The sequence below is a fragment of the Streptomyces sp. SL06 genome (assembly GCF_058244745.1).
In genome coordinates this window covers 340030-365308 of sequence record NZ_JBSYOT010000002.1, presented here as the reverse complement: position 1 = coordinate 365308, position 25279 = coordinate 340030, and the positions used below count along the sequence as shown (strand labels likewise).

Sequence of the window (25279 nt, the reverse complement as noted above, 5' to 3'; positions counted from 1 at the left end):
GTCACCCCGGGCGCACCGTGCCGAGGAAACGCCGTACGGCGATCTCGACCACGACCCGCTCCGGGTTCGCCCCGGGCCGCCGGTAGCGGGCCGCGTACCGGACCTCCGCGTCGCGGACGGCCTCGGCGTCGTCCCGCACGGTGGCGACGCCCTCCAGGGTGGACCAGCGTCTGCCCTCCACCTGGCCCACCGCGACGACGGGAGTGCCGGCCCGCTCGACGTTGCGCACCTTCGCGGTGCCCCGGCTCGTGATGACCCGTGCCGTGCGGGTGGCGTGGTCGTACGTCACCCCGACCGGGACCAGGTGCGGGGTGCCGTCGGCGCGCGGGGTGGACAGGAAGCACACCCGGCGCTCCTGCCAGAACCGGACGAACTCCTCGTCCGCCGCGCGCTGTTCCTCGCCGTCCATCGGCTCTCCTCGGTGTGCTGCGGGTGCCCCGTCCGGCCGGACGGTCCTCTCCGTACGGTGAAGATGCCACGTTCGCCGTGTCCGCGGGGCCCGCACCGGGCGTGGTCTCAGGCGGCGTCCCGGTCGGACGGGCGCGGTTCCGCCGCTTCCCGGTGCCGGGCCGGTGGATCCGCGGCGCCGCCGCCCCGGACGAGGCGCAGATGCCGTCGCCGGGCATGCCGGGGCAGACCGGGATCGCCGAACAGCCGGTCCTCAAGACAGGTCATGGTGAACAGCAGCAGCCCCAGTCCGGGCAGCAGCAGGACGGCAACGATAACCACGCCGCGGATTCCCTCCACTGTGGATGACTCCCTTCCGGGTGCCCCGACCCGCGCCGCCGATGAGCCGGTACCGAGTGAAGATGACGCAACTGTCTGACATAAGGGGTAAGTGCGACAAGGTGTGATGAGTGTGACGAGGTGTCCGGGGCGTCATTGCGGGAGCCGTCCGTGGGTAGGTGGCCCCGACGGCAGACGCCCCCAAGGAATGGAGCACCTGAGCCGATGTCACACACCTCCCCGTCCACCGACCCGGCCGCGGTGTCCCGGTCGGCCCTCTCGTGGTCGGACTGGATCGGCGACCACACCGCGACGCTGATCGGGATACCGCTGCGCATCGTGCTCATCGTCGTGATCCTGCTGGTGGTGCGCGTGGTCGCCAAGCGGGCCATCACCCGGGTCGTGCAGCGGGTCCTGGAACCGTCGGCGGGCGAGTCCGAGCGCGGCCGGCCCCGCCGGGCGGCCCGCGGAGCCGTCGTCCTGCACCGCGACCGGTCCCGGGCGCGGCAGCGCCGCGAACAGCGGGCCCGCACCATCGGTTCGGTGCTCAGCAGCGTCGTGACCATCGTGCTGTTCATGGTCGGCGTGGCCATGGTGCTCGACCAGATCGGCATCGCGCTCGGTCCGCTGCTGGCCAGCGCCGGAGTGGTCGGCCTGGCGATCGGCTTCGGCGCGCAGAGCCTCGTCGCCGACTACCTGTCCGGCCTGCTCATCATGGTCGAGGACCAGTACGGCGTCGGCGACTCCGTCGATCTCGGCGAGGCCGTGGGCGAGGTGGAGCAGGTCGGCCTGCGGCTGACCCACGTACGCGACCTCAACGGCGGCCTGTGGCACATCCGCAACGGCGAGATCCTGCGCGTCCGCAACGACAGCCAGGAATGGGCGCGTGCCGTCCTGGACGTGGCAGTGGACCACGACGCGAACCTCGACGAGGTCTACCGGGTGCTGGAGGAGACCGGCCGCGCCCTGCGTGAGAATCCGGACTTCGCGGACCTCATGCTTGAGGACCCGGCGGTGTGGGGCGTGCAGTCCGTGGACGCCGACGGCGTGCTCGTGCGCCTCGCGGTCAAGACCGTGCCCCTCCAGCAGTGGAACGTCACCCGCGAGCTGCGCCGGCGGGTCAAGGACGCCATGGACGAGGCGGGCATCGAGATCCCCGCCTCGTGGCGGGCGGCGAGGTCCGGCGGCGACTCGGACGACGATTCCGACGCGCTGACGCGCTGACGCCGGATTTGCCGAACCGGCAAAGGTCTTTGTCGTCTCCTCCCCGGCCGGTGCAGCCTGCCCAACAGGGCGCGCGAACGCCGCGCGTCCCGCCCGCGCAGACGCGTCCCGCCCCAGGAGGAACCATGACCGACAGGCCCGCGACGGCACCCGCCGCCGAGTTCTGGGAAGCCCGCTACCGCGGCACCGGCCGCGTCTGGAGCGGCCGCCCCAACGATTCGCTGGTCCGCGAGGCGGGCGGCCTCGCCCCCGGGACCGCGCTGGACCTCGGCTGCGGTGAGGGCGCGGACGCCGTGTGGCTGGCCTCGCGCGGCTGGCGGGTCACCGGCGTGGACATCTCCCGCACCGCACTCGAACGCGCCGCCGGGCACGCCGCCGACGCCGGGGTCGGCGACCGCGTCGCCTGGGAATGCCACGAGCTGGGCCGGACCTTTCCCGAGGGCTCCTTCGACCTGGTGAGCGCCCATTACCTGCAGTCCCCGGTCGCACTCGACCTGTGGGCGGTCCTGCGTGCCGCCGTGCGGGCCGTGGCGGACGGCGGCACCCTGCTGCTCGTGCTGCACGCCGGCTGGCCCTCCTGGCAGACCGAACCGCCCTTCGACGCCGTCTTCCCCACCCTGGACGGGGCCCTCGCCGAACTCGCCCTTCCGCAGGACGAGTGGGCCGTCGAGACGAGGGAGGCCATGCGCCGGCCGAGCCTCTCGCCCGAGGGCGTCGAGGGCTTCAGAGAGGACAACGTGTGGCGCCTGCGCCGGACGTGACTCATGCCTGATTTGTTGAATAAGTCATCTTCTGGGAGTTCCGAGAAGATCTGAGAAGAAAGGAATGTATCGGGAGTTCTCGGACACCCTGGGACGTGAAGGCCATTTGGCTACCAGAGGGAGATGGTGAAATGCCTTCCAAGGACAAGGTGCTCGAGGAAGTCACCCGCACGGAGAACATCGACATCGACGCGGCACTCGACCCCGCCGAGCCCGACGGAGTCTTCCGCGACAGTCGCGAGTGCGCGGCACTCGCCCTCCAGTCCGGAACGACGACTCTGCTGCTCTCCCCGCCGACCCCGCGCCCGAAGAAGGGCTGACGGACCGACGGGAGCAGTGAGATGGAGCAGTCGAGCACATCGGCCCTTCTGCGGGGAACGGTGCTGGACCTCGCTTCCGACGTGGTCTCCGCTCTTCGGAGCGGGGACCACGTGCGAGCGGGGAGCACCCTGACGGGAGGCGGCGCGGGTGAGAGTGTCGCGCGTGCGGCGGTGCGGGTACTGGGCGCCGACGCGCTGCTGCCCAGCACCCTCCTGCGCCTGCCGCCCGACCCCGGACAACTCGCCGTGTTCAAGGACGCCGTGGCGGCCCATCCGCCGCGCCCGGACGCGGCCCCCACCGTCGTATGGAGCCACTGGGCCATGGCCCGTGCCCTGCGCCGGCTCGAACAGTCCCCGGCCGGCCCGCCCGTGGACGAGCCCGGTACCGAACCCGACGCCGGCTGGCTCGACGACGCCGGCTGGCAGTCCCTGACCCACCGGCTCGCCGTGCTCGCCCCGCTCGCGCTGCCCGGCGAGGAGTGCGCGGTCACCCGCGCGGCCCGGCGCCGCCCGGTGGACGTCGCCCGCGGCTTCGTACGGGCGGTACGCCGCCGGGACTGGCAGCAGGCGGCCGGAGCCGGGCGCTGGCTGACGCTCCTGGACGGGGTGCCCGACACCCTCGGCCTCGACGCCGGGCTGGACTTCGTACGGCTCATGGGCGGCGGCGACCCGCGCGTGGCCCTGCAACTGGAGGCGGCGCGGCTGATGCCGGCCGGAGTCCTCCTGTGAGCCCGCGGAGCGCTCCCGCCCACCCGGGCGGGGCGGCGCCCGCGGTGAGCGCGACGACCGCGCGCCGGGCACGGGAGGTCCAGGAGACCGCGCTGGCCTGGGTGTCCGCCCATCGCGGCCGCTTCGCGCTCGGCGAGGACGCGCTCGCGGCGGACGGCCAGGTGAACCGCACCTGGAAACCGCTCGGCGAACTGGCCCAGGTCTGCACCTCCGTGTCCGCGTGCACCGAACCGCCGGACCCCGTCCACGCCCTCGTGCGCGAGTTGCTGGACTTCGCCTGGCAGCAGACCGGCCGGGGCGAGCTGTTCTCGCTGATGCAGTCGCTCGAACCCTTCGCCACCTACCCGCTGGAGGTGTACGCGGCCTTCGCCTCCGCCGGATTCCGGCACCCCGGCTACGAGACCTCCGCCGCCGTGGTGGCCCGCACCCGCGGCTGGCGGCTGACCGAGCAGTACCCCACCCGGCGGCTCGGCGTCATCGAGGCCGAGCGGCGCAGCGGCATCCACCCGCACGGGCAGGTGCCGTACGCGCTGGGCCGCACCTGGCTGGGCGGTCTGCCGGAGCCCTGGACCTTCGAACGCGCGTCCGGTTACGCCCTCACCCACGTCGTCTTCCATCTCACCGAATGGGGACGCACCGCCCAGGGGATGCCCCCGGACCTGGCGGACTACCTGCTGCACTGGCTGCCGCCCTGGCTGGACACCTGCCTGGAGGCCCGGATGTGGGACCTGGGCTGTGAGCTGCTGGCGGTGGCGGCGAGCATGCCGCGCCTGCCGGAGCCGGCCGTCCTGGAGGACGCCTGGCACCGCGTCGCGGCGGCCCGGCACCCGTCGGGCGCGATCCCCGAGGAGGGCCCCGTCCAGGACGCGGCCGAAAAGAGCGCGGGACCTGACCCCTACGACTTCACCGACTGCTACCACTCCACCCTGATGGCCGCGTTCGCGGCGTCCCTCACCACGGCGCGGCCGAGGGACGCGGACCACGCCGGACAAGGAGTGCCGCGATGACGGACACCCGCCTGATCCACCGCGTCGGAGCCGGTGCCCTGGAGTGGCTGTGGGCCCACCGCGACGGATTCCGGCTGGAGCCGGACGTGGACCCCGAGATCGGCTTCCTGGAGCGCTTCAAGCCGATCGGCGAACTCGCCCTCATCTGCAAGGTGCTCTTCCGCGAGGGCGTCGCCGGCTCCCGGCAGTCCCGGCTCGCGCGCCAACTGCTCGACCACACCTGGCGCGAGACCCTGGACGGCGGCCGCATGCTGCTGCGCGGCCAGCGCGTCGAGCCCTTCTCACCCGTCCCCTTCGAGGTGTACCTGCCGTTCAAGGAGCTGGGCTACAGCCAGCCCGAGGTGGAGCGCGCCACCGTACTCAACCACCGGCTGGAGAGCTGGGCGCGCCTCCCGGTGACGCCGACCCGACGCCTGGGCCTGTCCGCCTTCCAGCGCCGCTTCGGGCTGCCCGCCCGGCCGCCCGAGGCCGACCTGATGAACGCCACCTGGCTGGCCGGCACCCCCGAGCCGTGGACGGTCGAGGGCCACACGGCGTACGACATCACGCACACCGTCTTCCACCTCACCGACTGGGGCGAGAACCCCGGCGGCCTGCCGCCCTCCGTCGCCGACTACCTCTCCGCCTGGCTCCCGGTGTGGATCGACGACTGGCTGGACCTCGAACGCTGGGACCTGCTCGGCGAACTCCTCGTCGTCGACGCCTGCCTGCCCCGGCCCACCCTCGACGAGCCCGCCTGGCGGGGCTTCGCCGCCGCGCAGCAGCCCGACGGCGCCATGCCCGCCGTACGCACGATGCCCGAGGGCGACCCCGACACTGTGTTCGACATGGTCTACCACCCGACGCTGGTCGCCGCCTTCGCCTCCCTGCTCGCCACCTCCCGAGCCCTGTCCAGGCTGGCGCACTCCGCGTGATGACGGACCGTCCGGCACCCTGGCCGGGCCGGCCCGCCGCCGACGGGGGAGCGTCGCGGTCCGCACCGCCGTTCGCCGACGACGCGGCCCTGCGCGAGCGGCTGGCCGAGGCCGTCGACGCCTGCGACGCGCCCGACACCGTCTTCGCCGTCTCCCGGTACGGCCGGCGCACCCTGCACGCCGGCGGCACCGCCCCGTGCCCCGGCACCCCCCGTGAGGATCTGCGCTACGAGACCGGGTCGGCCTCCAAGACGTTCACCGGACTGCTGCTGACCCGGCTGACCGGCCTCGGTGTGCTCACCGGCGGCGAACCGGCCGCCGCCTGCCTGGACCCCGGCCGGGCGGCCGGATGCGCCCCCGTGACCCTCGCCCACCTCATCACCCACACCTCGGGACTGCCCGCCCTGCCGCCCGGCTTCGTGCGCCGGGCCCTGCCCGACTGGCGCACCAACCCCTATGCCCGCTACCCGGCCGAGCGGCTGACCGACGCCTTCCTGCGCCACGGTCCGCGGCACCGCCCCGGGACCCGCTGGCGCTACTCCAACTACGGCGTCGCCGTGCTCGGGCACGCCGTCGCCGCCGCCACCGGCACGGCATGGCAGGACCTGCTCACCGAGCACGTCCTGCACCCGCTCGGCCTGGCCGGTACGGCCCTGCGCGCCGAGGACCCCGAAACCGACGCCCAGGGACACCGCAAGGACGGCCGCACGCCCGTCCCGGCCTTCGACGCGGGCGGTTTCACGGCGGCGGGCGCCGTCCGGTCCACCCCGCACGACCTGCTCACCTTCCTCGAAGCCCACCTCGACCCGGGCGGCTCACCGGCCGCCGGCGCGCTGCGGGCGGTACGGGTGCCGGTGCTCGGGCGAGGGCCGGGGCACCGGCACGTGCACACGGTGGCGTGGTTCCGGCACCCCACCGAGGGCGGCCCGATGTACTTCCACAGCGGAGCCACCCTCGGCCAGCAGGCGTTCCTGGGCTTCAGACCCGACACGGGCACGGCCCTCGCCGCGGTGTGCACCCGGCGCTTTCGCGCCCGGGACCCGTTCATCGCCACCGCCTACGCGCTTCTCGCGCAGGGATAGCGGCGGGCCGGCAGCCGGTTCCCGTCAGACCCGCTGCCACAGGGCCGGCGTGCTCTCCGGCGACCCCGCGCCCTGGGCCTGGTGGCCTTGCAGGCAGCGGTAGCGCGCGCCCGCGTAGGACACCGTGGCGCCCACCTCGTAGACCCGGCCGGCGGCCCACGCGTCCGCCGCCGCGCTGTCCTGCGGCGCGGGCCTCTGCGTCGCGGCGGAGGCGGTCTTCAGGGTGAGGCCGAAGCCGTCGAGCAGCGGATTGATCGGCTGGTAGAAGGTGGTCCCGCCGTTCGCGCAGTCGCCGGAGCCGCCGGACGTGGTGCCCTGCGCCTGGGTGCCCGAGACGAAGGGGCCGCCGGAGTCGCCGGGTTCGGCGCACACCAACGTCTCGGTGAGCCCGTCGACGGTGCCCTGCGGGTAGGTGACACTCGTGTCGTGCTGCCGGATCGTGCCGCAGTGCCATCCGGTGGTGGAACCCGAGCGGCACACCGAGGCACCCACGAGCGCCTCCACCGACCCGGCGATCCGCACCTTCTCGCCGTCCCGCGCCCGCACGTCGGGGGTGGCGGTCCAGTCGGAGTTGACGCCCACCCAGGCCATGTCCTTGCCGGGGAAGGCCGAGGCCTGGAAGGTGCCCTGGGCGTTCTCGTCGTACCCGGTGGTGGTGGCGCCGGGGTCGCCGCAGTGCCCGGCCGTGGCGAAACCCTCCTGGTCGTCCTTGGTGACGGAGAACCCGATGGAGCAGCGGGCCTGGTCGTCGATGTAGTAGGCGTCGCCGCCGACGAGGTCCGCCAGCACCCGCGGCCGGTCCGGCGAGATTCGGACCGCCACGTCCTGGGCCGTCAGCCCGGCGGCCTCGGTGAAGGAGGCCGCGGCCGGCGCGCCGGTGGCCTGGACCACGACCCGGTTGGCCTTCACGTCGACGTACCAGACCGGTGTCAGCGTGGTCCGGGTACGGACCGCGGCGGCGTCCAGCTTCTCCTTGACCGCGCGCAGTTCGCCCAGGCTCCTGTCGACCACGGCCGCCTCGGCGCCCTGGGCCTCGATGGCGGCGGTGTCGGCGGTGTCGGTGGTGGCGACGGTCAACCGGGCGGAGGCCGTGCCGTCGACCCAGGCGCCGGCGAAGCGCTCGCCCAGCGTGTTGCGCAGCAGGCCGGCGCGGGTGCCCGCCTCGGCCTCGTTGACCAGCCGGGCCGCCGCCTGCCCCGGCGCCAGCCCCAGGTCGCGCTCCAGCGCGCGCAGTACCGGCGCAGGCACCGCGCCGGCGTCGGGCGTCGGGGCGACGGGCCGCGCTCCGGGGGCGGGCGGCGGCGCGGCCGAGGCGGCCGACGTGAGTGCGGTCAGGACCAGGGCGCCGAGCGCGGTCAGGGCTGCGCGGCGGCTGCGCGCGGCGTGTCTGCCGACCATGCGATGTGCCTCCTTCGAGAGCTGTGCGGGACGGCCGGGATCAGCGGGTGGGCGTGGATCACGGTGCGACCGCGGCGAAGTCACAGACCTTGCCGCACAGACCCGCGGCGATACCGGAGCCGGCTCTTTTCCCGCGATGGGGGACCCGGCGGGCGGCAAGTGCAGTACGCCGACGCGCGCGGCGCCGCGTCCCGGTTCAGGCGGGCTTCAGCCCCGGCGCGCCCGCCTCGGTGACGAAGGACGCGGCCTTGGTGACGGGAGCGCCGGGCGTGCTGATGGCGGAGACGGTCCGGAAGTCGAGGCGGGCCTCTTGGCGGCCCAGTTCGGCCCGGACGTATCCGCGCCTGCCGTTGTAGAACCTCATGTGCGGGTTGGCCCGCAGGTACAGGTCCCAGTTGGCGGGCCGCTCCACGCCGTCCCGGCCGCTGGTCACCGAGGTGCAGGTGACCTCGGTGCCGACGGTCGCGGACGCCGGGTCGTCGAAGTCCTCCTTGACGTCGAAGGCGTAGCCCACGTGCACGTCCCCGGTGAGGATCAGCCAGTTGTCGACCCCGGCGGCCTTCGCCCCGGCGACGACCCGCTCGCGCGAGGCGCGGTAGCCGTCCCAGGCGTCCATCGAGAGCGCGGCGTCGGGGGTCGCGTCGAACTTGCGCTGGGAGAAGCAGACCTGCTGGGGCATCACGTTCCACAGGGCCTTCGAGTTCCGCCAGCCGTCGATCAGCCACCGCTCCTGCGCGGCGCCGGTGATGGTGCGCGCCGGATCGTCCGACTCGGCGCCGGGGGCGTGCGGCCGGTCGTCGTAGGCCTGGTCGGAGCGGTACTGGCGGGTGTCGAGCACGTCGAACTGGGCGAGCGTGCCCCAGTGCAGCCGGCGGTACAGCCGGGCGTCCGGGCCCTGCGGCAGCTGGGCGGCGCGCAACGGCTGGTTCTCCCAGTACGCGCGGTAGGCGGCGGCCCGCCGCAGCAGGAACTCCGCCGGCGGGATGTCGTTCTCGGGGGTGTCGCCCGCGTAGTTGTTCTCGGTCTCGTGGTCGTCCCAGGTGACGACGAACGGATGCGCGGCGTGCGCGGCCCGGAGGTCCTCGTCGCTCTTGTACAGCGCGTAGCGCATCCGGTAGTCCGCGAGGGTCATCGTCTCGCGGTTGAACACGTCGGGCAGCGTGATGTCGGTGTAACGGCGCTCCCCGCCCACCGGGTTCACCGCGTACTCGTACAGGTAGTCGCCGAGGTGGAAGACCACGTCCACGTCGTCCTGGGCGAGGTGGCGGTGCACCGTGTAGTAGCCGTCCTGGTAGGCCTGGCAGGCGACGGCCGCGAGCTTCAGCGCCGACGTGGCGCTGCCCGCCGGCGGTGCGGTGCGGGTGCGGCCCGTGGGGCTGAGCCAGGCGCCGGCGCGGAAGCGGTAGTAGTACACCGTGCCCGGCGTCAGGCCCTTCACGTCGACGTGCACGCTGTGCGCGTACTCGGCGTGGGCCTGGGCGGTGCCCCGGGACAGGACGGCCGCGAAGTGCTCGTCGCGGGCCACCTCCCACTGGACCGTGACCCGCTGCGTGCCCATCCCGCCGTCCTGCGCGAACGGCTCGGGCGCCAGCCGGGTCCACAGCAGCACCGAGTCCGGCAGCGGATCACCGGAGGCGACACCGAGCGTGAAGGGGTCCTTGCCGATCCGGGCGGTGTCGAGTTCGGGTGCGGCGACCGCGCCGCGGGCCGGCAGGTTGGTGGAGAACGCGAGCGCCGCGGCGGCCGCGGTCACGGTGAGGAAGCGCCGGCGGCCGAAGTGCCGGGCGGCGGCGCCCAGCACGGCGTCGTGCGGGGAGAAGGCGTGCTCGGCCAGTGCGCTGTGACGGCCCGTGGGCGCCATCTGGTGTCCTCTCGTACGGGGCGGGGCGGTGTCCATGGGCGAGCGGCACGGGGAACGGGGTGGGTCCCGGGCGGTCGCCCCGCGGTGCGCGGACCCCGCATGTTAAGCAGACAAAAGGCGCCAAACTGGCAGGACTTGCGGAGTGATCACACAGGAGGCGGTACGCATGTGCGCCGCCGGCTCTCCGGGGTGCGGACAGCCGGGCCGCGGGACAGCCCTCCGCGGGTGCCCGGCGTCCTGGGCGTGGACGAACGGGTTTCGCGGGGGAGTACGTACATCTGGACTGTCAGTCCAGGCATTGGACGTGTAGTCTCGCCCGCTGGGAGTCAGAGCGAGTCCGAGCCGGTTCGAGCGAGTTCGAGCAACTTCGTGAAAGGAGGCCCCTGATGAGCGAACCGGCGTCGGACGCCGAACGCGACGCGGTGCTCGCCGCGCTGCGCCCCGTCGTCGACGGGATCGCGGCGACGTTCGGACCGGTCTGCGAGGCGGTCCTGCACGACTACCGGCGCCCCGAGCGGTCGGTGGTGGCCGTCGCCGGTTCGGTGACCGGGCGGACGGCGGGCGGGGCGATGAGCGAGATCGGCATGCGGGTACTGGCCCGCGGCGACGAGGCGCGCGACGAGCTGAACTACGTCACGCGCACGAGCGACGGCACCCTGCTGAAGTCCTCCACGATGGTGCTGCGCGACTCCGCCGGGGCCGTCTTCGGCGCCCTGTGCGTCAACCTGGACATCACCGCCGTCGACCGGGCCCACGCCCTGCTCGGTGCCCTCAGCGGCGCCTCCACCGCCTCCACCGCCCCCGCCGATCCACCGGCGACCGCCTTCGGCGACGACATCGAAGCGGTCGTGGACGCCATCGTGGACGCCCATCCGCTGCGCCGGGACACCAGTTGGACGGCACTGGACCGGGCGCGGCGCCTGGAGCTGTTCCGCGACCTGGACGGGCGCGGCGTGTTCGCCGTACGCCGCTCGGTCGAGCACGTCGCCGCCCGGCTCGGCATCTCCCGGGCCTCCGCCTACCACTACCTCTCCCAGGCCCGCGCCGGGACCGGCCGGGCCACCGACTCCGTCGGAGGACCCGCATGACGACCGCCGGAGCACCGGTCACCCTCGACGCCGTCCGTTCCGCCGCCGCCCGCCTGAAGGGCGTCGCGCACCGCACCCCGGTGCTGCGCTCGCGCACCCTGGACGCCCTCGCCGGCGCCGAGGTCTTCCTCAAGTGCGAGAACCACCAGCGGGCCGGCGCCTTCAAGTTCCGCGGCGCCTACAACGCGGTCTCCCGCCTGGCACCGGAGCAACTGGCCCGGGGCATCGCCGCCTACTCCTCCGGGAACCACGCCCAGGCGGTCGCCCTCGCCGCCCGCGAACTGGGCACCACCGCCGTGGTCGTGATGCCCGAGGACGCGCCCGCCTCAAAACGGGACGCCACCGCCGGCTACGGCGCCGAGATCGTCACCTACGACCGCTGCACCGGCGACCGCGCGGCCCTCGCCGAGGCCCTGGCCGCCGACCGCGGCCTCACCCTGATCCCGCCCTACGAGCACCCGCACGTCATCGCGGGGCAGGGCACCGCCGCCCTGGAACTCGTCGAGGAGACGGGGGAACTGGACGCGCTGATCGCACCGGTGGGCGGCGGCGGGCTGATCGCCGGGAGCGCCACCGCGGTCAAGGGGTTGCACCCCGGCACCCGGGTGATCGGCGTGGAACCGGAGACCGGTGACGACACCAGGCGCTCCCTGGCGGCCGGGCGGCGGGTCACCGTCCCGGTGCCGCACACCATCGCCGACGGCCAGGCCCTGCCCACCCCGGGAGAGCTGACGTTCTCCCTCAACCGGCGGCTGCTCGACGCGGTCGTGCTGGTCGGCGACGACGAGATCCGGGACGCGATGCGGTTCGCCTTCGAGCGGCTGAAGACCGTCCTGGAACCGAGCGGCGCCACCCCGCTGGCCGCCCTCCTCACCCGGCGGATCGACGCCCTGCCCCGCCGGGTCGGCGTCATCCTCTCCGGCGGCAATGTGGACACCACCCGCTTCGCCGCCCTGTGCGGCACCGCCGCCCGCTGACACCGGACGCCGCCCGCAAGCGCCGGTGCTACGAGCCGCTCACCAGTACCACCTCAAGGGTGCGCGGGCCGTGCACCCCCTCGACCCGGTCCAGTTCGATGTCACTGGTCGCCGAAGGACCGGAGATCCAGGTCAACGGGCGTACCGGGTCCAGGCGTCCGAGGGCCTCGGGCACCGAGGAGACCACCTGGTCGGGCACCCGCACGACGCAGATGTGGTGGTCGGGCACCAGGGTGATGCGGCGGCGGCCCTGGTCGGGGGAGCCGTCCAGGACGATCGTGCCCGTCTCGGCGACGGCCACCGCGCAGCCGGTGACCACGCTGTCGACCCGGTCGAGTTCCGTTGCCGTACCCGCCGCCCGGTCCTGGACCCGGGCCGCGTCCACGGCCTCCAGCCACCGGGCCGGCAGTCCGGGCGCAACGACCACGCTCCGCGCACCGTGCTCCGACAGCAGACGGGCGAGCAGTTCCGGCAGCCGTCCGTCCGCGCAACGGTGCACGATCGCCCGGTAGTCCGCCAGGTTCTCCGCGAGCAGCTCCACCCTCTGGTCGACGCTGCGCCGCCCGTGCTCGCGCAGATAGTCCCGAGCGACGGCCTCCTCGTACGGTGTGTCGTCCCGCGGCACATCCGCGAGGGCGCGCCGTACGCGGCCCAGGACGCGTTCCCTGCTGCTCACTTCGATCCGTCCTTCCCGGCGTGGGTGCGCTGCCACCAGTCCCGGAACGGTTCCGCCGGCACCTTGGGCAGATCCCGGGTGCCGCTCCATGCCCGGCCCGGTCCCGGCAGCGTGCGCGGATGGAGCCGGCGGGTGCGCGAGGCGAGCCGCTGGCCGGTCCTGAGCGCGCCCGGATGCGTGAACGCCCACTGCGCCGCCCGCATCGCCGCCCGCTCGGCCGCGTGCCCCTTCGCCGGCTTCAGCACGACCCGGTTGCCCTGCCGGACCGCGGGCCCGCCCTGCACCACCCGCTCCCGCAGATGCACCAGCACCTCGGGGATGTCGATGGCGACCGGGCACACCTCGTAGCAGGCGCCGCACAGCGAGGACGCGTACGGCAGGGAGGCGTCGATCTCGCTGCCCGTGCCGCGCAGTTGGGGGCTGAGGATGGCACCGATCGGACCCGGGTACACCGAGCCGTAGGCGTGCCCGCCGGCCCGCTCGTACACCGGGCACACGTTCAGGCACGCCGAGCAGCGGATGCAGCGCAGTGCCTGGCGGCCGACCTCGTCGGCGAGGGTGTCGGTGCGGCCGTTGTCCAGCAGGACCAGATGGAAGTTCCGGGGGCCGTCCTCGTCGGTGGTGCCGGTCCACATGGACGTGTACGGGTTCATGCGCTCGGCCGTCGAGGAGCGGGGGAGGGTCTGCAGGAAGACCTCCAGGTCCCGCCAGGTCGGCACGATCTTCTCGATGCCGACGACCGAGATCAGCGTCTCGGGCAGGGTCAGGCACATCCGCCCGTTGCCCTCGGACTCGACGACCACCAGCGTGCCGGTCTCGGCGACCACGAAGTTGGCGCCCGAGACGCCGACCTTGGCCCGCAGGAACTTCTCCCGCAGATGCAGCCGGGCGGCCTCGGCGAGTTCGGCGGGCGTGTCGGTCAGGCCCTCGGGCGCCGGCCGGCCCCACTCGCCCATCTCGGAGCGGAAGATGTCCCGGATCTCGCCGCGGTTGCGGTGGATCGCCGGCACCAGGATGTGCGAGGGCCGGTCCTTGCCCAACTGCACGATCAGCTCGGCGAGATCGGTCTCGTAGGCGTGGATGCCCCGGGCCTCGAGCGCCTCGTTCAGCGCGATCTCCTGCGTGGCCATCGACTTGACCTTGACGACCTCGCGCTCGCCGGTCTCCTCGACCAGCCGGGCGACGATCTCGTTGGCCTCGTCCGCGTCCACCGCCCAGTGCACGGTCCCGCCGGCCGCCGTGACCGCCTCCTCCACCCGCACCAGATACCGGTCGAGATGGCGCAGCGTGTGGTCCTTGATCCGCTTGCCGGCCTCGCGCAGCGCCGCCCAGTCGTCCAGCTCCGCGACCGCGCGGGCCCGTTTGTCACGGATGGTGTGCGTGGCGTGGCGCAGATTGCCGCGCAGCGTCGGGTTGCGCACGGCCTCGCGCGCCGCCTCCGGGAAGGCCGGCATGCCGACGAACGTCCCGCTCACAGGGCCGCCTCCTGTTCCGTCCCCGCCAGGATCTCCGCGATGTGCACCGGCCGCATGCCGGTCCGCAGCCGCGCCATGGTCCCGCCGATGTGCATCAGACAGGAGTTGTCCGCCGCGCAGAGCACGTCCGCGCCCGTGGACTCGGCGTTGCGCACCTTGTCCGCGCCCATCGCCGCCGACACGTCGGAGTTCTTCACGGCGAAGGTGCCGCCGAAGCCGCAGCACTCCTGCGCGCCCGGCAACTCGACCAGTTCCAGCCCCTTGACCGCCTCCAGCAGCCGCCGGGGCCGGTCCCCGAGCCCGAGGCTGCGCAGCCCGTGACAGGTCGGGTGGTACGTCACGGTGTGCGGATAGTACGCACCCACGTCCGTCACCCCCAGCACGTCCACCAGGAACTCGGTCAGCTCGTACGTCCTGGGCACCACCGGCGCCAGGGTGGCCGCGAGCGTGTCTCCGCGGCCCTCCGCCCGCGCCCGCTCGCCCATGCGGGGATACAGCTCCCGCACCATCGCCCCGCACGAGCCCGACGGCGTCACCACGGCCTCGTAGTCCCGGAAGACCTCCGCGAAGTGCCGGGCCAGCGGCTCCGCCTCGTGCCGGTACCCGGTGTTGTAGTGCGCCTGCCCGCAGCAGGTCTGCGCCATCGGGAAGTCGACCTCGACCCCCAGTCTGGTCAGCAGCTTCACCACGGCCCGGCCGGTGTCCGGATAGAGCGTGTCGTTGACGCAGGTCAGGAACAGGGCGACACGCATCGCGGCTCCTTGTGATCGGTCGGTTCGGAACGTCTTGATCATCGGATGAAACGCAGAGTAGTCCGCCGGCCGGGACCGGGGAGACCCCGTTCACCGGTCGGCGAGTCGGGCCTGGGCGGCCCGCCAGCGCGCAGTGTCGCCGCGCGGCTCGTACCGGGTCAACGACTGCGTGCGCACCAGCAGTCGGCGCATCCCGGCGAGGTCGCCGACCAGCCCGTGGGCGCGCGCCTGCACGAGGACGTTGCCGAGCGCGGCGGCCTCCGTGGGGCCCGCCACCACCGGCAACCCGCAGGCGTCGGCGGTCAGTTGGCACAGCAGCGCGTTGCGGGTGCCCCCGCCGACGACGTGCACCACGTCGACCGGGTGCCCGGCGAGCCGCTGGGCGTCCTCGACGGCCCTGCGGTGGGCCAGCGCCAGCGAGTCGAGGATGCAGCGGGTCACCTCGGCGGGCGTCCCCGGCACCGGCTGCCCCGAGGCGCGGCACGCCTCGGCGATCCGCTCCGGCATCCGGCCCGGCGCGAGGAACTCCGCGTCGCCCGCGTCCACCACCGACCGCAGCGCCGGCACCCGGGCCGCCGCGAGCAGCAGCCCGCCCAGGTCCGGGTCGCCCCAGGCCCGTACGCACTCCTGGAGCAGCCACAGCCCCATGATGTTGCGCAGGTACCTGACCGTGCCGTCCAGCCCGAGTTCATTGGTGAAGTTGGCGGCGCGGCTCTCCTCCGTCAGCACCGGCGCGGTCAGCTCAAGACCGGCCAGCGACCACGTGCCGGTGCAGATGTACGCGAACCGCTCGTCCGCGGCCGGGACGGCGGCGACCGCCGAGGCGGTGTCGTGCGAACCGACCGTCGTCACCGGCACCGGCCCCGCGAGCCCCGTCTCCTCCAGCACCCCCGGCCGCAGCACGCCCGCCGGATCGCCGGGACGGCGCAGCGGGGCGAACAGGCCGAGGTCGATGCCGAGCCGGTCCGCGACCTCCCGGGACCAGTCGCGGGTGCGGGGGTCGATCAGCTGGGTGGTGGAGGCGTTGGTCAGCTCGGTGCCCTGCTCGCCGGTCAGCCAGTAGGCCAGCAGGTCCGGCATCAGCAGCAGCCGCCGGGCCGCGGCGAACTGCGCCGTGCCACGGGCGGCGACGAGCTGGTACAGGGTGTTGAAGGGCGCGTACTGCAGCCCGGTCGCCGCGTACAGCTCCCCGGCGGGCAGCGTGGCCCACACCTTCTCGGCGACGCCCTCGGTGCGGGCGTCGCGGTAGTGCACCGGGTTGCCGAGCAGCGCCCCGTCGGCGTCCAGCAGACCGTGGTCGACGGCCCAGCTGTCGATGCCGACCGAGTCCACGGGACCGGCCGCCCGCAGTCCGTCCAGCACACCGGCGTACAGCGCCAGTACGTCCCAGCGCAGCCCGTCGGGCGTACGGACCGGCCGGTTGGGGAAGCGGTGCGCCTCCGCCAGCTCCAGGGTGTCGGGGCCGACGCGGCCGACCATGACGCGCCCGCTGGACGCGCCGAGGTCGACCGCGGCGTACGACCGCACGACGCCGCCCGTCGTGCTGTTCGTCATGGCGCTCATCGCAGGAAGGCGGCGGCGACACCCGCGTCGACCGGGACGTGCAGGCCGGTGGTGTGGGTCAACTCGCCGCCGGTCAGCGCGAAGACGGCGTTGGCGACGTGCTCGGGCAGCACCTCGCGCTTGAGCAGCGTCCGCTGCGCGTAGAACTCGCCCAGCTTCTCCTCCGGCACCCCGTACACGGCCGCCCGCTGGGCGCCCCAGCCGCCGGCGAAGATCCCGGAACCGCGCACGACGCCGTCCGGGTTGACCCCGTTGACCCGGATGCCGTGCTCGCCCAGCTCGGCGGCGAGCAGCCGGACCTGGTGCGCCTGGTCGGCCTTGGTGGCGGAGTAGGCGATGTTGTTCGGCCCCGCGAACACGGCGTTCTTGGACGCGATGTAGACGATGTCACCGCCCAGCTCCTGCGCGGTCATCACCCGGGCCGCCTCGCGCGAGACCAGGAAGGAGCCGCGGGCCATGATGTCGTGCTGGAGGTCCCAGTCCTTCGCCGAGGTCTCCAGCAGCGGCTTGGAGATGGAGATGCCCGCGTTGTTCACCACCAGGTCCACCCCGCCGAAGGCGAGCACGGCGGCCCGGAACGCCTCGGCGATCTGCTCCTCCGAGGTGACGTCGACGGGCACGGCGACGGCCCTGTCCGCCCCGCCCAGTTCCTCGGCCACCTCCGCCGCGTTCTCGGCGTTCAGGTCGGCCACGACCACACACGCGCCCTCGGCGGCCAGCCGCCGCGCGATGGCCTTCCCGATCCCGCTGCCCGCGCCGGTGACCAGCGCGACCCGCGTCGCGAGGGGCTTGGGCCTCGGCATCCGCAGGAGCTTGGCCTCCTCCAGCGCCCAGTACTCGATGCGGAACTTCTCCGACTCCTCGATCGGCGCGTACGTCGAGACCGCCTCGGCCCCGCGCATCACGTTGATCGCGTTGACGTAGAACTCGCCGGCCACCCGGGCGGTCTGCTTGTCCTTGCCGAAGCTGAACATGCCCACCCCGGGCACCAGCACGATCGCCGGGTCCGCGCCGCGCATCGCGGGGGAGCCGGGCTCCGCGTGCCGCTGGTAGTAGGCGGCGTACTCCTCGCGGTAGGCGGCGTGCAGCTCCTTGAGCCGGGCGACCGCCTCGTCCAGCGGGGCGGTCGGCGGCAGGTCGAGGACCAGCGGCCGGACCTTGGTGCGCAGGAAGTGGTCGGGGCAGGAGGTGCCGAGCGCGGCGAGCCGCGGGTGCTCGGCGCGCGCGAGGAAGTCCAGCACCACGTCCGCGTCGGTGAAGTGCCCGACCTGCGGCCGGTCCTGGGAGGCCAGGCCCCGGACGTACGGCGCCAGGGCCGCCGCCCGCTCCCGCCGCTCGGCCCCGGGCAGCGCCTCGTATCCGTCGAGCACCGCGCCGAAGGGCTCCGGCCTGCCGCGCTCGGCGAGGAAGGCCTCGGCGGTGCGGATGATGTGCAGCGAGTTGCGCTCGCACTCCTCGGAGGTGCCGCCCCACGCCGTGATGCCGTGCCCGCCGAGCACACACCCGATCGCCTGCGGGTTGGCCTCCTTCACCGCCGCGATGTCCAGCCCGAGCTGGAAGCCGGGCCGCCGCCAGGGCACCCACACCACGGTGTCGCCGAAGCACTCGGCGGTCAGCTTCTCGCCGTCCGCCGCGCAGGCCAGCGCGATCCCGGAGTCGGGGTGGAGGTGGTCGACGTGCGCGGCCTCCACCAGCCCGTGCATCGCGGTGTCGATCGAGGGTGCCGCGCCGCCCTTGCCATGCAGGCAGTAGTCGAAGGCGGCCACCATCTCGTCCTCGCGCTCCACGCCCGGGTAGACGCCCTTCAGCGCCCGCATCCGGTCCAGCCGCAGCACGGCGAGCCCCGCCTCGGTGAGCGTGCCGAGGTCGCCGCCCGACCCCTTGACCCACATCAGTTCCACATCACCCCCGGTGACGGGATCGGTCCCGGTGCCCTTGGCGGAGGTGTTCCCCCCGGCGTAGTTGGTGTTCCTGGGGTCGGCACCGAGCCGATGGGAACGGGCGAGCAGGGCGGAGGCTTCGGGGTGGGGAGCCATTTCTTCCAGTCCTTTTCGAACGAGGGAGGGGGCAAGCGCCCCGACAGGGGCGCGGGGCGCCGTCGTTGTGCGGCTTCACCGCGTGGGCGCGGTCGACCGCGACCGGCCGGCGGGCGCGGCGGAACAGAGACCTGGCAGTCGCCTACGCCCCCCACCCGGCCTGCTGCCCACCGACCCGCTCGGCGACGATCTTCTGCGCCCATCCGCACGAGCGGTACGCCTTCATGGGCTCCGGGTCCAGGCCCAGTTCCTCGCGCACCTCGCGCAGCAGCGGGCGCACGTCCGTGTTGTACGCGTCCATCAGCACGGCGTTGGCCTCCAGTACGTCCCCCGCGGCCTGCGCGTCGGCCAGCGCGCCCGCGTCCACGAGGAGCGCCTTCGCGGTCGCCTCCTGCACATTCATCACCGACCGGATAATGGCCGGAATCTTCGCCTCGATGTTGTGGCACTGGTCGAGCATGAACGCCACGTCGGAGGTGAACCCGCCCCCGCGCACCACCTCGTACATGATCCGGAACAGCTGGAACGGGTCGGCGGCGCCGACCATGAGGTCGTCGTCCGCGTAGAAGCGGGAGTTGAAGTCGAAGGCGCCGAGCTTCCCCTCCCGCAGCAGCGTCGCCACGATGAACTCGATGTTGGTGCCCGGCGCGTGGTGCCCGGTGTCGACCACGACCTGCGCCTTCTCGCCCAGCTTCAGGCAGTGGGCGTAGGCCGTGCCCCAGTCCGGCACGTCCGTCGTGTAGAACGCCGGCTCGAAGAGCTTGTACTCGAGCAGCATCCGCTGCCCCTCGCCGAGCCGCTCGTACACCTCGGCCAGGCCCTCGGCCAGCCGGTCCTGCCGGGACCTGATGTCGTCCTGCCCAGGGTAGTTCGTGCCGTCGGCGAACCACAGTTTCAAGTCACGGGAACCGGTGGCGTCCATGATGTCGACGCACTCCAGCAGGTGGTCGACGGCCTTCCTGCGCACCGCCGCGTCGGGGTGGCAGACGCTGCCGAGCCTGTAGTCGTCGTCCTGGAAGGTGTTGGAGTTGATCGTGCCGATGCGCACCCCCCGCTCCTCGGCGTGCTTCGACAGTGCGGCATAGTTGTCGACCCTGTCCCAGGGGATGTGCAGGGCGACGGTCGGGGCGGCTCCGGTGAACTCGTGTACCTTCGCCGCGTCGTCCAGTTTTTCGAACGGGTCGCGCGGCACGCCCGGTTGGGCGAAGACCTTGAAGCGGGTGCCGGAGTTCCCGTACGCCCATGACGGGGTCTCGACGGTCTGGGTCTTGAGCGCGGCCTTCACCGCGGCGAGGTCGGTCACTTCGGCGCTCCTGTGGTGTCGGGTCGTAGCCCGCTTGAGTACGACCATGTATGAAACGATTCAGAACGCGAAGTTATGAGCCGCCCGAGGGGGTGTCAACCCTTCCTGCCGATACGGAAGTTCGTGACTCGGCTGTGACCTTTGGATATCGAAAGTTTTTCGTCCCAAACCCACTTGACGCGACATGGCCTGATTGCGCTAACGTCCCGGCATCCGAGTTGAAACCTTTCACGACGCCGTGAGGGCCGTCCCGCCCGGTGTCGTCGAGGAGCCCCCAATGACCCACCCGTCCGACACGGGTACGGCACCGGTTCTGGCGCTCAGGGACGTCTCCAAGTCCTTCGGCGCGGTCCGTGCGCTGCGGGACGTCTCCCTGGAGCTGTTCCCCGGCGAGGTGCACGCCCTCGCCGGCGAGAACGGTGCCGGCAAGTCGACCCTCATCAAGACGCTGGCCGGAGTGCACCGGCCGGACGCAGGCCAGGTGCTGCTCGACGGCGCGCCGGTCGCCTTCGCCGGTCCGGGCGACGCCCGAGACGCCGGTATCGCCGTGATCTACCAGGAGCCCACCCTCTTCCCCGATCTGTCGATCGCCGAGAACATCTTCATGGGCCGCAGGCCCCGGCGCTCGCTGGGCCGCATCGACCACAAGGCGACCCACGCCGCCACCGTCGGCCTGATGCGGCGCCTCGGGGTGGAACTCGACCCCGAGCGCCCCGCACGCGGACTGTCCATCGCGGACCAGCAGATCGTGGAGATCGCCAAGGCCCTCTCCTTCGACGCCCGCGTCCTGATCATGGACGAGCCGACCGCCGCCCTCACCGGCAGCGAGGTGGCCCGCCTCTTCGGCGTCGTGCGCACCCTGCGGGACCAGGGTGCCGCCGTGCTCTTCATCTCGCACCGGCTGGAGGAGATCTTCCAGATCTGCCACCGGGTCACCACCCTGCGCGACGGAGCCTGGATCGCCAGCGAGCCGGTGGCTGGCATGACCGAGGACGACCTGGTGCGCCGCATGGTCGGCCGCGACCTCGACGAGCTGTACCCCAAGCAGGAGGTCCGCCCCGGCGAAGTCGCCCTCAGCGTCCGGCGGCTGACCCGGGAGGGCGTCTTCACCGACGTGTCCTTCGACGTGCGGCGCGGCGAGATCGTCGGCCTCGCCGGACTGGTCGGCGCCGGACGCACCGAGGTCGCTCGGGCCGTGTTCGGCGTGGACCGCTGGGACGCCGGCGAGGTCGAGGTCGACGGGAAGCGCCTCGTCAGCGGCGCCCCGTCCACCGCGATGGCCGCCGGGCTCGCCCTCGTCCCGGAGGACCGGCGGGCCCAGGGCCTGGTGATGGGCATGTCCATCGAGCGCAACATCGGGCTCACCGGCCTGCGCACGACGGTCAGGGCCGGACTGGTCGACCGCGGCGCCGAACGCAGCCGCTCCCTCGACTGGGCGGTCAAGCTCCAGGTGAAGTACGCCCGCATCGCCGACACCGTCTCCACCCTGTCCGGCGGCAACCAGCAGAAGGTCGTCCTCGCCAAGTGGCTGGCCACCGGCCCCAAGGTGCTGATCGTCGACGAGCCGACCCGCGGCATCAACGTCGGCACCAAGGCCGAGGTGCACCGGCTGCTGAGCGAGCTGGCCGCCGACGGCGTGGCCATCCTGATGATCTCCTCCGACCTCCCCGAGGTCCTCGGCATGGCCGACCGCGTCCTGGTGATGCACGAGGGCCGTCTGACCGCCGAGATACCCCGCACCGACGCCACCGAGGAGACCGTGATGGCCGCAGCCACGGGGAGGGCCGCCGCATGACGATCACCGCGCCCGACCAGGCCCCCGTCACCGACGTGCCGAAGGCCGGAGCCACCCGGCTGGTCGACCGCATCTTCAAGATGCGCGAACTGGCCATCCTGCTCGTCTTCCTGGTGATGATCGCCATCACCCAGGCCGGCAACAGCGAGTTCCTGTCCGAGCAGGGCATCAAGGACCTGCTGCTGAACGGCACCATCCTGGTCCTGGTCGCCACCGGCCAGTCCCTGGTCGTCATCACCCGCAACGTCGACCTGTCCGTCGGCTCCACCCTCGGCATCAGCGCCTTCGCCGCCGGCACCTTCCTCCAGGGCGGCGGCAACCCCGTCCTCGCCGTGCTGGTCGCGGTGCTCATGGGCATCGGCTTCGGCCTGCTCAACGGCCTGCTGGTCAGCCTCGGCCAGGTGCCCGCCCTGGTCGTCACGCTCGGCACCCTCTACATCATCCGCGGCATCGACTCCATCTGGGTCGGCTCCCGCCAGATCACCGCGGCCGACCTGCCCGGCGGCTTCGTCGACTTCGGCTCCGGCGGCATCTCGGCCGTGCCCTGGCTGGCGATGATCGCCCTCGTGGTGCTGGTCGCCACGGCGTACTACCTCAAGCACTTCGGCAGCGGACGCGAGCTGTACGCGCTCGGCTCCAACCCGGAGGCGGCCCGGCTCGCCGGCATCCCCGTCCGCAAGCGGATCCTCGCCGCGTACACCTTCTGCGGCGCCCTGGCCGGACTCGCGGGCGCCCTGTACCTGGCCCGGTTCGGCAACGTCGACTCCGGCACCGGCAACGGCTACGAACTGACCGTCGTCAGCGCGGTGGTGGTCGGCGGCGTGGTCTTCACCGGAGGCTCCGGCAGCGTCTACGGCGCGGCACTAGGCGCACTGCTGCTGACCTCGATCAACAGCGTGCTGCCCGCCCTCGGCGTCAGCTCCGTGTGGGTGCTGGCCATCAACGGCATCCTGCTCATCCTCGCCATCACCGTAGACCGGATCGTCGCGTTGCGTGTGGCCACCGCCCTGAAGAAGAGGAACGCCCGCCATGGCTGACAGTTCCCTGACGCGCGCCGCCCGCTGGTCCGCCTCGCTGAGGTGGGACGGGGCCGTGGGCGCACTCCTCGTCGTCGTCCTGCTGCTGTCCTTCGGCTTCGTCGACGGGTTCGGCAACGCCCTGAACCTGTCGTTCCTGATCGGCAACACCCTGCCGATCGCGCTCATCGCGCTGCCGATGACCCTGCTGGTCGTCTCCGGCGAGATCGACCTGTCGGTCGCCTCCACCGCGGGCCTGTCCGGCGCGGTGATGGGCGCCCTGTGGAACCAGGGCGTGACCATCGAGGCGATCATCCCGATCTGCCTGCTGCTCGGCATCGCCTGCGGTCTGCTCAACGGGCTCCTGGTCACCCGGCTCGGGCTGCCCTCGCTGGCCGTCACCATCGGCACGCTGGCCGCCTACCGGGGCATCGCGCAGATCGTGCTCGGCTCCGACGCGGTGACCGACTTCCCTTCCCAGTACCTGGACTTCGCGGCCGGACGGGTCGGCGACAGCTTCGTCCCGTACGCCTTCCTGCCCTTCCTCGTGCTGCTGGCCATCGCGGTGGTCGTCCTGCATGCGATGCCGTTCGGCCGGTCGCTGTTCGCCATCGGCGCCAACGAGGAGGCGGCGCGCTTCGCCGGCATCCGGGTCAAGCGGCAGAAGCTGATCCTGTTCACGCTGACCGGCCTGATGTCGTCGCTCACCGGCATCTTCTGGGCGCTGCACTACGCCAGCGCCCGCTACGACAACGCCACCGGGCTCGAACTCTCCGTCGTCGCCGCCGTGTTGCTGGGCGGCATCGACTTCGACGGCGGCAAGGGCACGCTGGGCGGCGCGATCGCGGGTGTGTTCCTGCTCGGCGCCCTGCAGAACGTGATGAGCCTCGTCAACGTCTCCGCGCAGTCGCAGATCGTCGTCACCGGCGTCCTGCTCGTCGTCTCCGTGCTCGGCCCCCGGGTCGCCCGGCAGATCTCCGTCGCGCGGGCCGGGCGCAGGGCCGCATCGGCGCCCCCGTCCAAGGTGCCCGCGCCGACCCCGTAACCCCCGAACCTGCACCGCCCACCCTCGATAAGGAACTCACCATGCGCAAGTCGTCCATCCGCCGCACCTGTGCGGCACTCGCCGCCGTCACCTCTCTCGCCCTGGCGGCCACCGCCTGCGGCGGCACCACCAAGGAGGACGTCAAGAAGGAGGGCGGCTCGGCCGCCGCGGCGGGCAAGGCCGACCCGAACGCCGAGACGAAGAAGGGGCTGACCGTCGGCTTCCTGCCCAAGCAGGTCAACAACCCCTACTTCACCGTCGCCGACAAGGGTGGCGAGAAGGCCCTGAAGGAGCTGGGCTCCAGCTACAAGGAGGTCGGCACCTCCAGCGGCACCGACACCGCCGGCCAGGTCTCCTACGTCAACACGCTCACCCAGCAGCAGGTCGACGCCATCGCCGTCTCCGCGCAGGACCCGGGCGCGCTGTGCACCGCGCTCAAGCAGGCCATGAAGAACGACATCAAGGTGGTCACCTACGACTCGGACACCAACCCCGAGTGCCGCAACGCCTTCATCTCCCAGGCGTCCGCCGACGACATCGGCCGCACCCAGGTGCAGCAGATCGCCGAGCAGATCGGCAACAAGGGCGAGATCGCGATCCTGTCCGCGGCGCAGACCGCGACGAACCAGAACGCCTGGATCGAGATCATGAAGGACGAGCTGAAGGACCCGAAGTACAAGGACATCAAGCTGGTCAAGGTCGCCTACGGTGACGACGACGCCCAGAAGTCCTTCCAGCAGACCCAGGGCCTGCTCCAGGAGCACCCGAACCTGAAGGGCATCATCTCCCCGACCACCGTCGGCATCAAGGCCGCCGCCCAGTACCTGTCCGGCTCCAAGTACAAGGGCAAGGTCAAGCTGACCGGTCTCGGCACGCCCAACGACATGCGCAAGTACGTCAAGAACGGCACCGTCGAGGCCTTCGAGCTGTGGGACCCGGCCAAGCTCGGCGAGCTGGCCGCGCACACCGCCGTCGCCCTGTCCTCCGGGCAGATCACCGGCAAGGAGAGCGAGACCTTCAAGGCCGGCGCCCTGGGCGAGTACACCATAGGCAAGGACGGCGTGATCAACCTCGGCAAGCCGACCGTCTTCACCGCCGAGAACATCGACCAGTTCAACTTCTAGTCGCGACGTCTCGGCGTCTCGGCGTCTGCGTACGGGAGCGGTACTTCATGCAGCGCGTCTGTTTCCTGCTCAAGGTTCGCCAGGACCGCATCGCGGAGTACCGCGAACGCCACGCCGACGTGTGGCCGGAGATGTGCGAGGCACTCTCCGCCACCGGCTGGCACAACTACTCGCTCTTCCTGCGTGACGACGGCCTGCTCGTCGGCTACCTGGAGACCGAGGACTTCGCCGCGGCCCAGGCGGGCATGGCGGCAACCGAGGTCAATGCCCGCTGGCAGGCGGAGATGGGTCCGCTCTTCGAGGCCCTCGACGAGGCCCGCCCCGACGAGGCGATGAAGCCCCTCACCGAGGTGTTCCACCTCGCCTGAGCAGGGTCGATCGGGGGCGGCGCCGGTATTGTGTGAAGG

At 72.5% G+C, this 25279-nt stretch carries 24 protein-coding genes; 14 read left to right on the top strand and 10 right to left on the bottom strand.

All coding sequences use genetic code 11. The annotated features are described in order from the left end of the window. Position 1: 1 nt before the first annotated feature. Complete coding sequence (locus AC4IHM_RS02080; RefSeq protein WP_490865362.1) at positions 2–409, bottom strand: pyridoxamine 5'-phosphate oxidase family protein; 408 nt, start codon at positions 407–409, stop codon at positions 2–4. A gap of 107 nt (positions 410–516) precedes the next feature. Continuing rightward, entirely contained in the window at positions 517–729 is a 213-nt protein-coding gene (locus AC4IHM_RS02075) for a hypothetical protein (RefSeq protein WP_490865361.1), read from the bottom strand. 222 nt (positions 730–951) lie between these two features. Here AC4IHM_RS02075 and AC4IHM_RS02070 point away from each other — a divergent pair, with 222 nt between their 5' ends. The 7 genes from AC4IHM_RS02070 (at position 952) to AC4IHM_RS02040 (ending at position 6763) form a co-directional block, all read left to right on the top strand. After that, positions 952–1950, top strand: coding sequence for a mechanosensitive ion channel family protein (locus tag AC4IHM_RS02070; protein WP_490865360.1), 999 nt, complete (start codon positions 952–954; stop codon positions 1948–1950). A 125-nt stretch (positions 1951–2075) separates the two neighbouring features. Beyond that, the gene (locus AC4IHM_RS02065; protein ID WP_490865359.1) at positions 2076–2711 is read left to right on the top strand and encodes a class I SAM-dependent methyltransferase; all 636 of its coding nucleotides are present in this window, start codon (positions 2076–2078) and stop codon (positions 2709–2711) included. Positions 2712–2842: 131 nt separating this feature from the next. Then, the gene (locus AC4IHM_RS02060; protein ID WP_490865358.1) at positions 2843–3031 is read left to right on the top strand and encodes a hypothetical protein; all 189 of its coding nucleotides are present in this window, start codon (positions 2843–2845) and stop codon (positions 3029–3031) included. Between the two features lie 21 nt (positions 3032–3052). Beyond that, positions 3053–3760, top strand: a complete 708-nt coding sequence (locus AC4IHM_RS02055; RefSeq protein WP_490865357.1) for a hypothetical protein — start codon at positions 3053–3055, stop codon at positions 3758–3760. 44 nt (positions 3761–3804) lie between these two features. Then, positions 3805–4767, top strand: a complete 963-nt coding sequence (locus tag AC4IHM_RS02050; protein ID WP_490865356.1) for a DUF6895 family protein — start codon at positions 3805–3807, stop codon at positions 4765–4767. Then, on the top strand, positions 4764–5681 hold the full coding sequence (locus tag AC4IHM_RS02045; RefSeq protein WP_490865355.1) for a DUF6895 family protein: 918 nt from the start codon (positions 4764–4766) through the stop codon (positions 5679–5681). Before AC4IHM_RS02050 ends, AC4IHM_RS02045 begins: the two co-directional genes overlap by 4 nt. Continuing rightward, complete coding sequence (locus AC4IHM_RS02040; protein WP_490865354.1) at positions 5681–6763, top strand: serine hydrolase domain-containing protein; 1083 nt, start codon at positions 5681–5683, stop codon at positions 6761–6763. The genes AC4IHM_RS02045 and AC4IHM_RS02040 overlap by 1 nt, the downstream gene beginning before the upstream one ends. 24 nt (positions 6764–6787) lie before the next feature. Here the strand turns inward: AC4IHM_RS02040 and AC4IHM_RS02035 are convergent, their stop codons facing one another. After that, positions 6788–8161 (bottom strand): trypsin-like serine protease, encoded by a 1374-nt coding sequence (locus tag AC4IHM_RS02035; protein WP_490865353.1) that lies wholly within the window; start codon positions 8159–8161, stop codon positions 6788–6790. A gap of 196 nt (positions 8162–8357) precedes the next feature. Further along, a complete protein-coding gene (locus AC4IHM_RS02030) occupies positions 8358–10022 on the bottom strand; it encodes an alkaline phosphatase D family protein (RefSeq protein WP_490865352.1) in 1665 nt (554 codons plus the stop codon). Between the two features lie 386 nt (positions 10023–10408). Here AC4IHM_RS02030 and AC4IHM_RS02025 point away from each other — a divergent pair, with 386 nt between their 5' ends. After that, the gene (locus AC4IHM_RS02025) at positions 10409–11110 is read left to right on the top strand and encodes a helix-turn-helix transcriptional regulator (protein WP_490865351.1); all 702 of its coding nucleotides are present in this window, start codon (positions 10409–10411) and stop codon (positions 11108–11110) included. Then, the gene (locus AC4IHM_RS02020; protein ID WP_490865350.1) at positions 11107–12087 is read left to right on the top strand and encodes a pyridoxal-phosphate dependent enzyme; all 981 of its coding nucleotides are present in this window, start codon (positions 11107–11109) and stop codon (positions 12085–12087) included. The genes AC4IHM_RS02025 and AC4IHM_RS02020 overlap by 4 nt, the downstream gene beginning before the upstream one ends. Positions 12088–12115: 28 nt before the next feature. Here AC4IHM_RS02020 and AC4IHM_RS02015 read toward each other — a convergent pair whose 3' ends face one another. From AC4IHM_RS02015 to rhaI, 6 genes are all read right to left on the bottom strand, one after another. Further along, positions 12116–12763 (bottom strand): LutC/YkgG family protein, encoded by a 648-nt coding sequence (locus AC4IHM_RS02015; protein WP_490865349.1) that lies wholly within the window; start codon positions 12761–12763, stop codon positions 12116–12118. Then, positions 12760–14238: a LutB/LldF family L-lactate oxidation iron-sulfur protein gene (locus tag AC4IHM_RS02010; RefSeq protein WP_490865348.1), complete on the bottom strand. Its 1479-nt coding sequence runs from the start codon at positions 14236–14238 to the stop codon at positions 12760–12762. The genes AC4IHM_RS02015 and AC4IHM_RS02010 overlap by 4 nt, the downstream gene beginning before the upstream one ends. Beyond that, on the bottom strand, positions 14235–14990 hold the full coding sequence (locus AC4IHM_RS02005; protein ID WP_490865347.1) for a (Fe-S)-binding protein: 756 nt from the start codon (positions 14988–14990) through the stop codon (positions 14235–14237). The genes AC4IHM_RS02010 and AC4IHM_RS02005 overlap by 4 nt, the downstream gene beginning before the upstream one ends. A 90-nt stretch (positions 14991–15080) precedes the next feature. Next, a complete protein-coding gene (locus AC4IHM_RS02000) occupies positions 15081–16544 on the bottom strand; it encodes a rhamnulokinase (protein ID WP_490865346.1) in 1464 nt (487 codons plus the stop codon). A gap of 5 nt (positions 16545–16549) precedes the next feature. Further along, positions 16550–18589 (bottom strand): bifunctional aldolase/short-chain dehydrogenase, encoded by a 2040-nt coding sequence (locus AC4IHM_RS01995; RefSeq protein ID WP_490865345.1) that lies wholly within the window; start codon positions 18587–18589, stop codon positions 16550–16552. Between the two features lie 142 nt (positions 18590–18731). After that, positions 18732–19892: an L-rhamnose isomerase gene (gene rhaI, locus AC4IHM_RS01990; protein WP_490865344.1), complete on the bottom strand. Its 1161-nt coding sequence runs from the start codon at positions 19890–19892 to the stop codon at positions 18732–18734. A 277-nt stretch (positions 19893–20169) separates the two neighbouring features. Between rhaI and AC4IHM_RS01985 the strand changes: the two genes are divergently transcribed. From AC4IHM_RS01985 to AC4IHM_RS01965, 5 genes are read left to right on the top strand one after another with little or no spacing between them, the layout of a single operon-like run. Further along, positions 20170–21687, top strand: a complete 1518-nt coding sequence (locus AC4IHM_RS01985; protein ID WP_490865343.1) for a sugar ABC transporter ATP-binding protein — start codon at positions 20170–20172, stop codon at positions 21685–21687. After that, a complete protein-coding gene (locus AC4IHM_RS01980; RefSeq protein WP_490865342.1) occupies positions 21684–22724 on the top strand; it encodes an ABC transporter permease in 1041 nt (346 codons plus the stop codon). The genes AC4IHM_RS01985 and AC4IHM_RS01980 overlap by 4 nt, the downstream gene beginning before the upstream one ends. Next, positions 22717–23748 (top strand): ABC transporter permease, encoded by a 1032-nt coding sequence (locus AC4IHM_RS01975; RefSeq protein ID WP_490865341.1) that lies wholly within the window; start codon positions 22717–22719, stop codon positions 23746–23748. Before AC4IHM_RS01980 ends, AC4IHM_RS01975 begins: the two co-directional genes overlap by 8 nt. Positions 23749–23789: 41 nt before the next feature. Next, complete coding sequence (gene rhaS / locus AC4IHM_RS01970) at positions 23790–24872, top strand: rhamnose ABC transporter substrate-binding protein (RefSeq protein WP_490865340.1); 1083 nt, start codon at positions 23790–23792, stop codon at positions 24870–24872. Between the two features lie 47 nt (positions 24873–24919). After that, positions 24920–25240 carry an L-rhamnose mutarotase gene (locus AC4IHM_RS01965; RefSeq protein ID WP_490865339.1) on the top strand — a complete coding sequence of 107 codons (321 nt, stop codon included), beginning with the start codon at positions 24920–24922 and terminating at the stop codon, positions 25238–25240. Positions 25241–25279: the final 39 nt, after the last annotated feature.

Excerpts from the sequence above, each read along its gene's own strand:
- AC4IHM_RS02080 (WP_490865362.1), bottom strand. The coding sequence starts at position 409 with ATGGACGGCGAGGAACAGCGCGCGGCGGACGAGGAGTTCGTCCGGTTC.
- AC4IHM_RS02070 (WP_490865360.1), top strand. The coding sequence starts at position 952 with ATGTCACACACCTCCCCGTCCACCGACCCGGCCGCGGTGTCCCGGTCG.
- AC4IHM_RS02065 (WP_490865359.1), top strand. The coding sequence starts at position 2,076 with ATGACCGACAGGCCCGCGACGGCACCCGCCGCCGAGTTCTGGGAAGCC.
- AC4IHM_RS02060 (WP_490865358.1), top strand. The coding sequence starts at position 2,843 with ATGCCTTCCAAGGACAAGGTGCTCGAGGAAGTCACCCGCACGGAGAAC.
- AC4IHM_RS02055 (WP_490865357.1), top strand. The coding sequence starts at position 3,053 with ATGGAGCAGTCGAGCACATCGGCCCTTCTGCGGGGAACGGTGCTGGAC.
- AC4IHM_RS02045 (WP_490865355.1), top strand. The coding sequence starts at position 4,764 with ATGACGGACACCCGCCTGATCCACCGCGTCGGAGCCGGTGCCCTGGAG.
- AC4IHM_RS02040 (WP_490865354.1), top strand. The coding sequence starts at position 5,681 with ATGACGGACCGTCCGGCACCCTGGCCGGGCCGGCCCGCCGCCGACGGG.
- AC4IHM_RS02035 (WP_490865353.1), bottom strand. The coding sequence starts at position 8,161 with ATGGTCGGCAGACACGCCGCGCGCAGCCGCCGCGCAGCCCTGACCGCG.
- AC4IHM_RS02030 (WP_490865352.1), bottom strand. The coding sequence starts at position 10,022 with ATGGCGCCCACGGGCCGTCACAGCGCACTGGCCGAGCACGCCTTCTCC.
- AC4IHM_RS02025 (WP_490865351.1), top strand. The coding sequence starts at position 10,409 with ATGAGCGAACCGGCGTCGGACGCCGAACGCGACGCGGTGCTCGCCGCG.
- AC4IHM_RS02020 (WP_490865350.1), top strand. The coding sequence starts at position 11,107 with ATGACGACCGCCGGAGCACCGGTCACCCTCGACGCCGTCCGTTCCGCC.
- AC4IHM_RS02005 (WP_490865347.1), bottom strand. The coding sequence starts at position 14,990 with ATGCGTGTCGCCCTGTTCCTGACCTGCGTCAACGACACGCTCTATCCG.
- AC4IHM_RS02000 (WP_490865346.1), bottom strand. The coding sequence starts at position 16,544 with ATGACGAACAGCACGACGGGCGGCGTCGTGCGGTCGTACGCCGCGGTC.
- AC4IHM_RS01995 (WP_490865345.1), bottom strand. The coding sequence starts at position 18,589 with ATGGCTCCCCACCCCGAAGCCTCCGCCCTGCTCGCCCGTTCCCATCGG.
- AC4IHM_RS01985 (WP_490865343.1), top strand. The coding sequence starts at position 20,170 with ATGACCCACCCGTCCGACACGGGTACGGCACCGGTTCTGGCGCTCAGG.
- AC4IHM_RS01980 (WP_490865342.1), top strand. The coding sequence starts at position 21,684 with ATGACGATCACCGCGCCCGACCAGGCCCCCGTCACCGACGTGCCGAAG.
- AC4IHM_RS01975 (WP_490865341.1), top strand. The coding sequence starts at position 22,717 with ATGGCTGACAGTTCCCTGACGCGCGCCGCCCGCTGGTCCGCCTCGCTG.
- rhaS (WP_490865340.1), top strand. The coding sequence starts at position 23,790 with ATGCGCAAGTCGTCCATCCGCCGCACCTGTGCGGCACTCGCCGCCGTC.
- AC4IHM_RS01965 (WP_490865339.1), top strand. The coding sequence starts at position 24,920 with ATGCAGCGCGTCTGTTTCCTGCTCAAGGTTCGCCAGGACCGCATCGCG.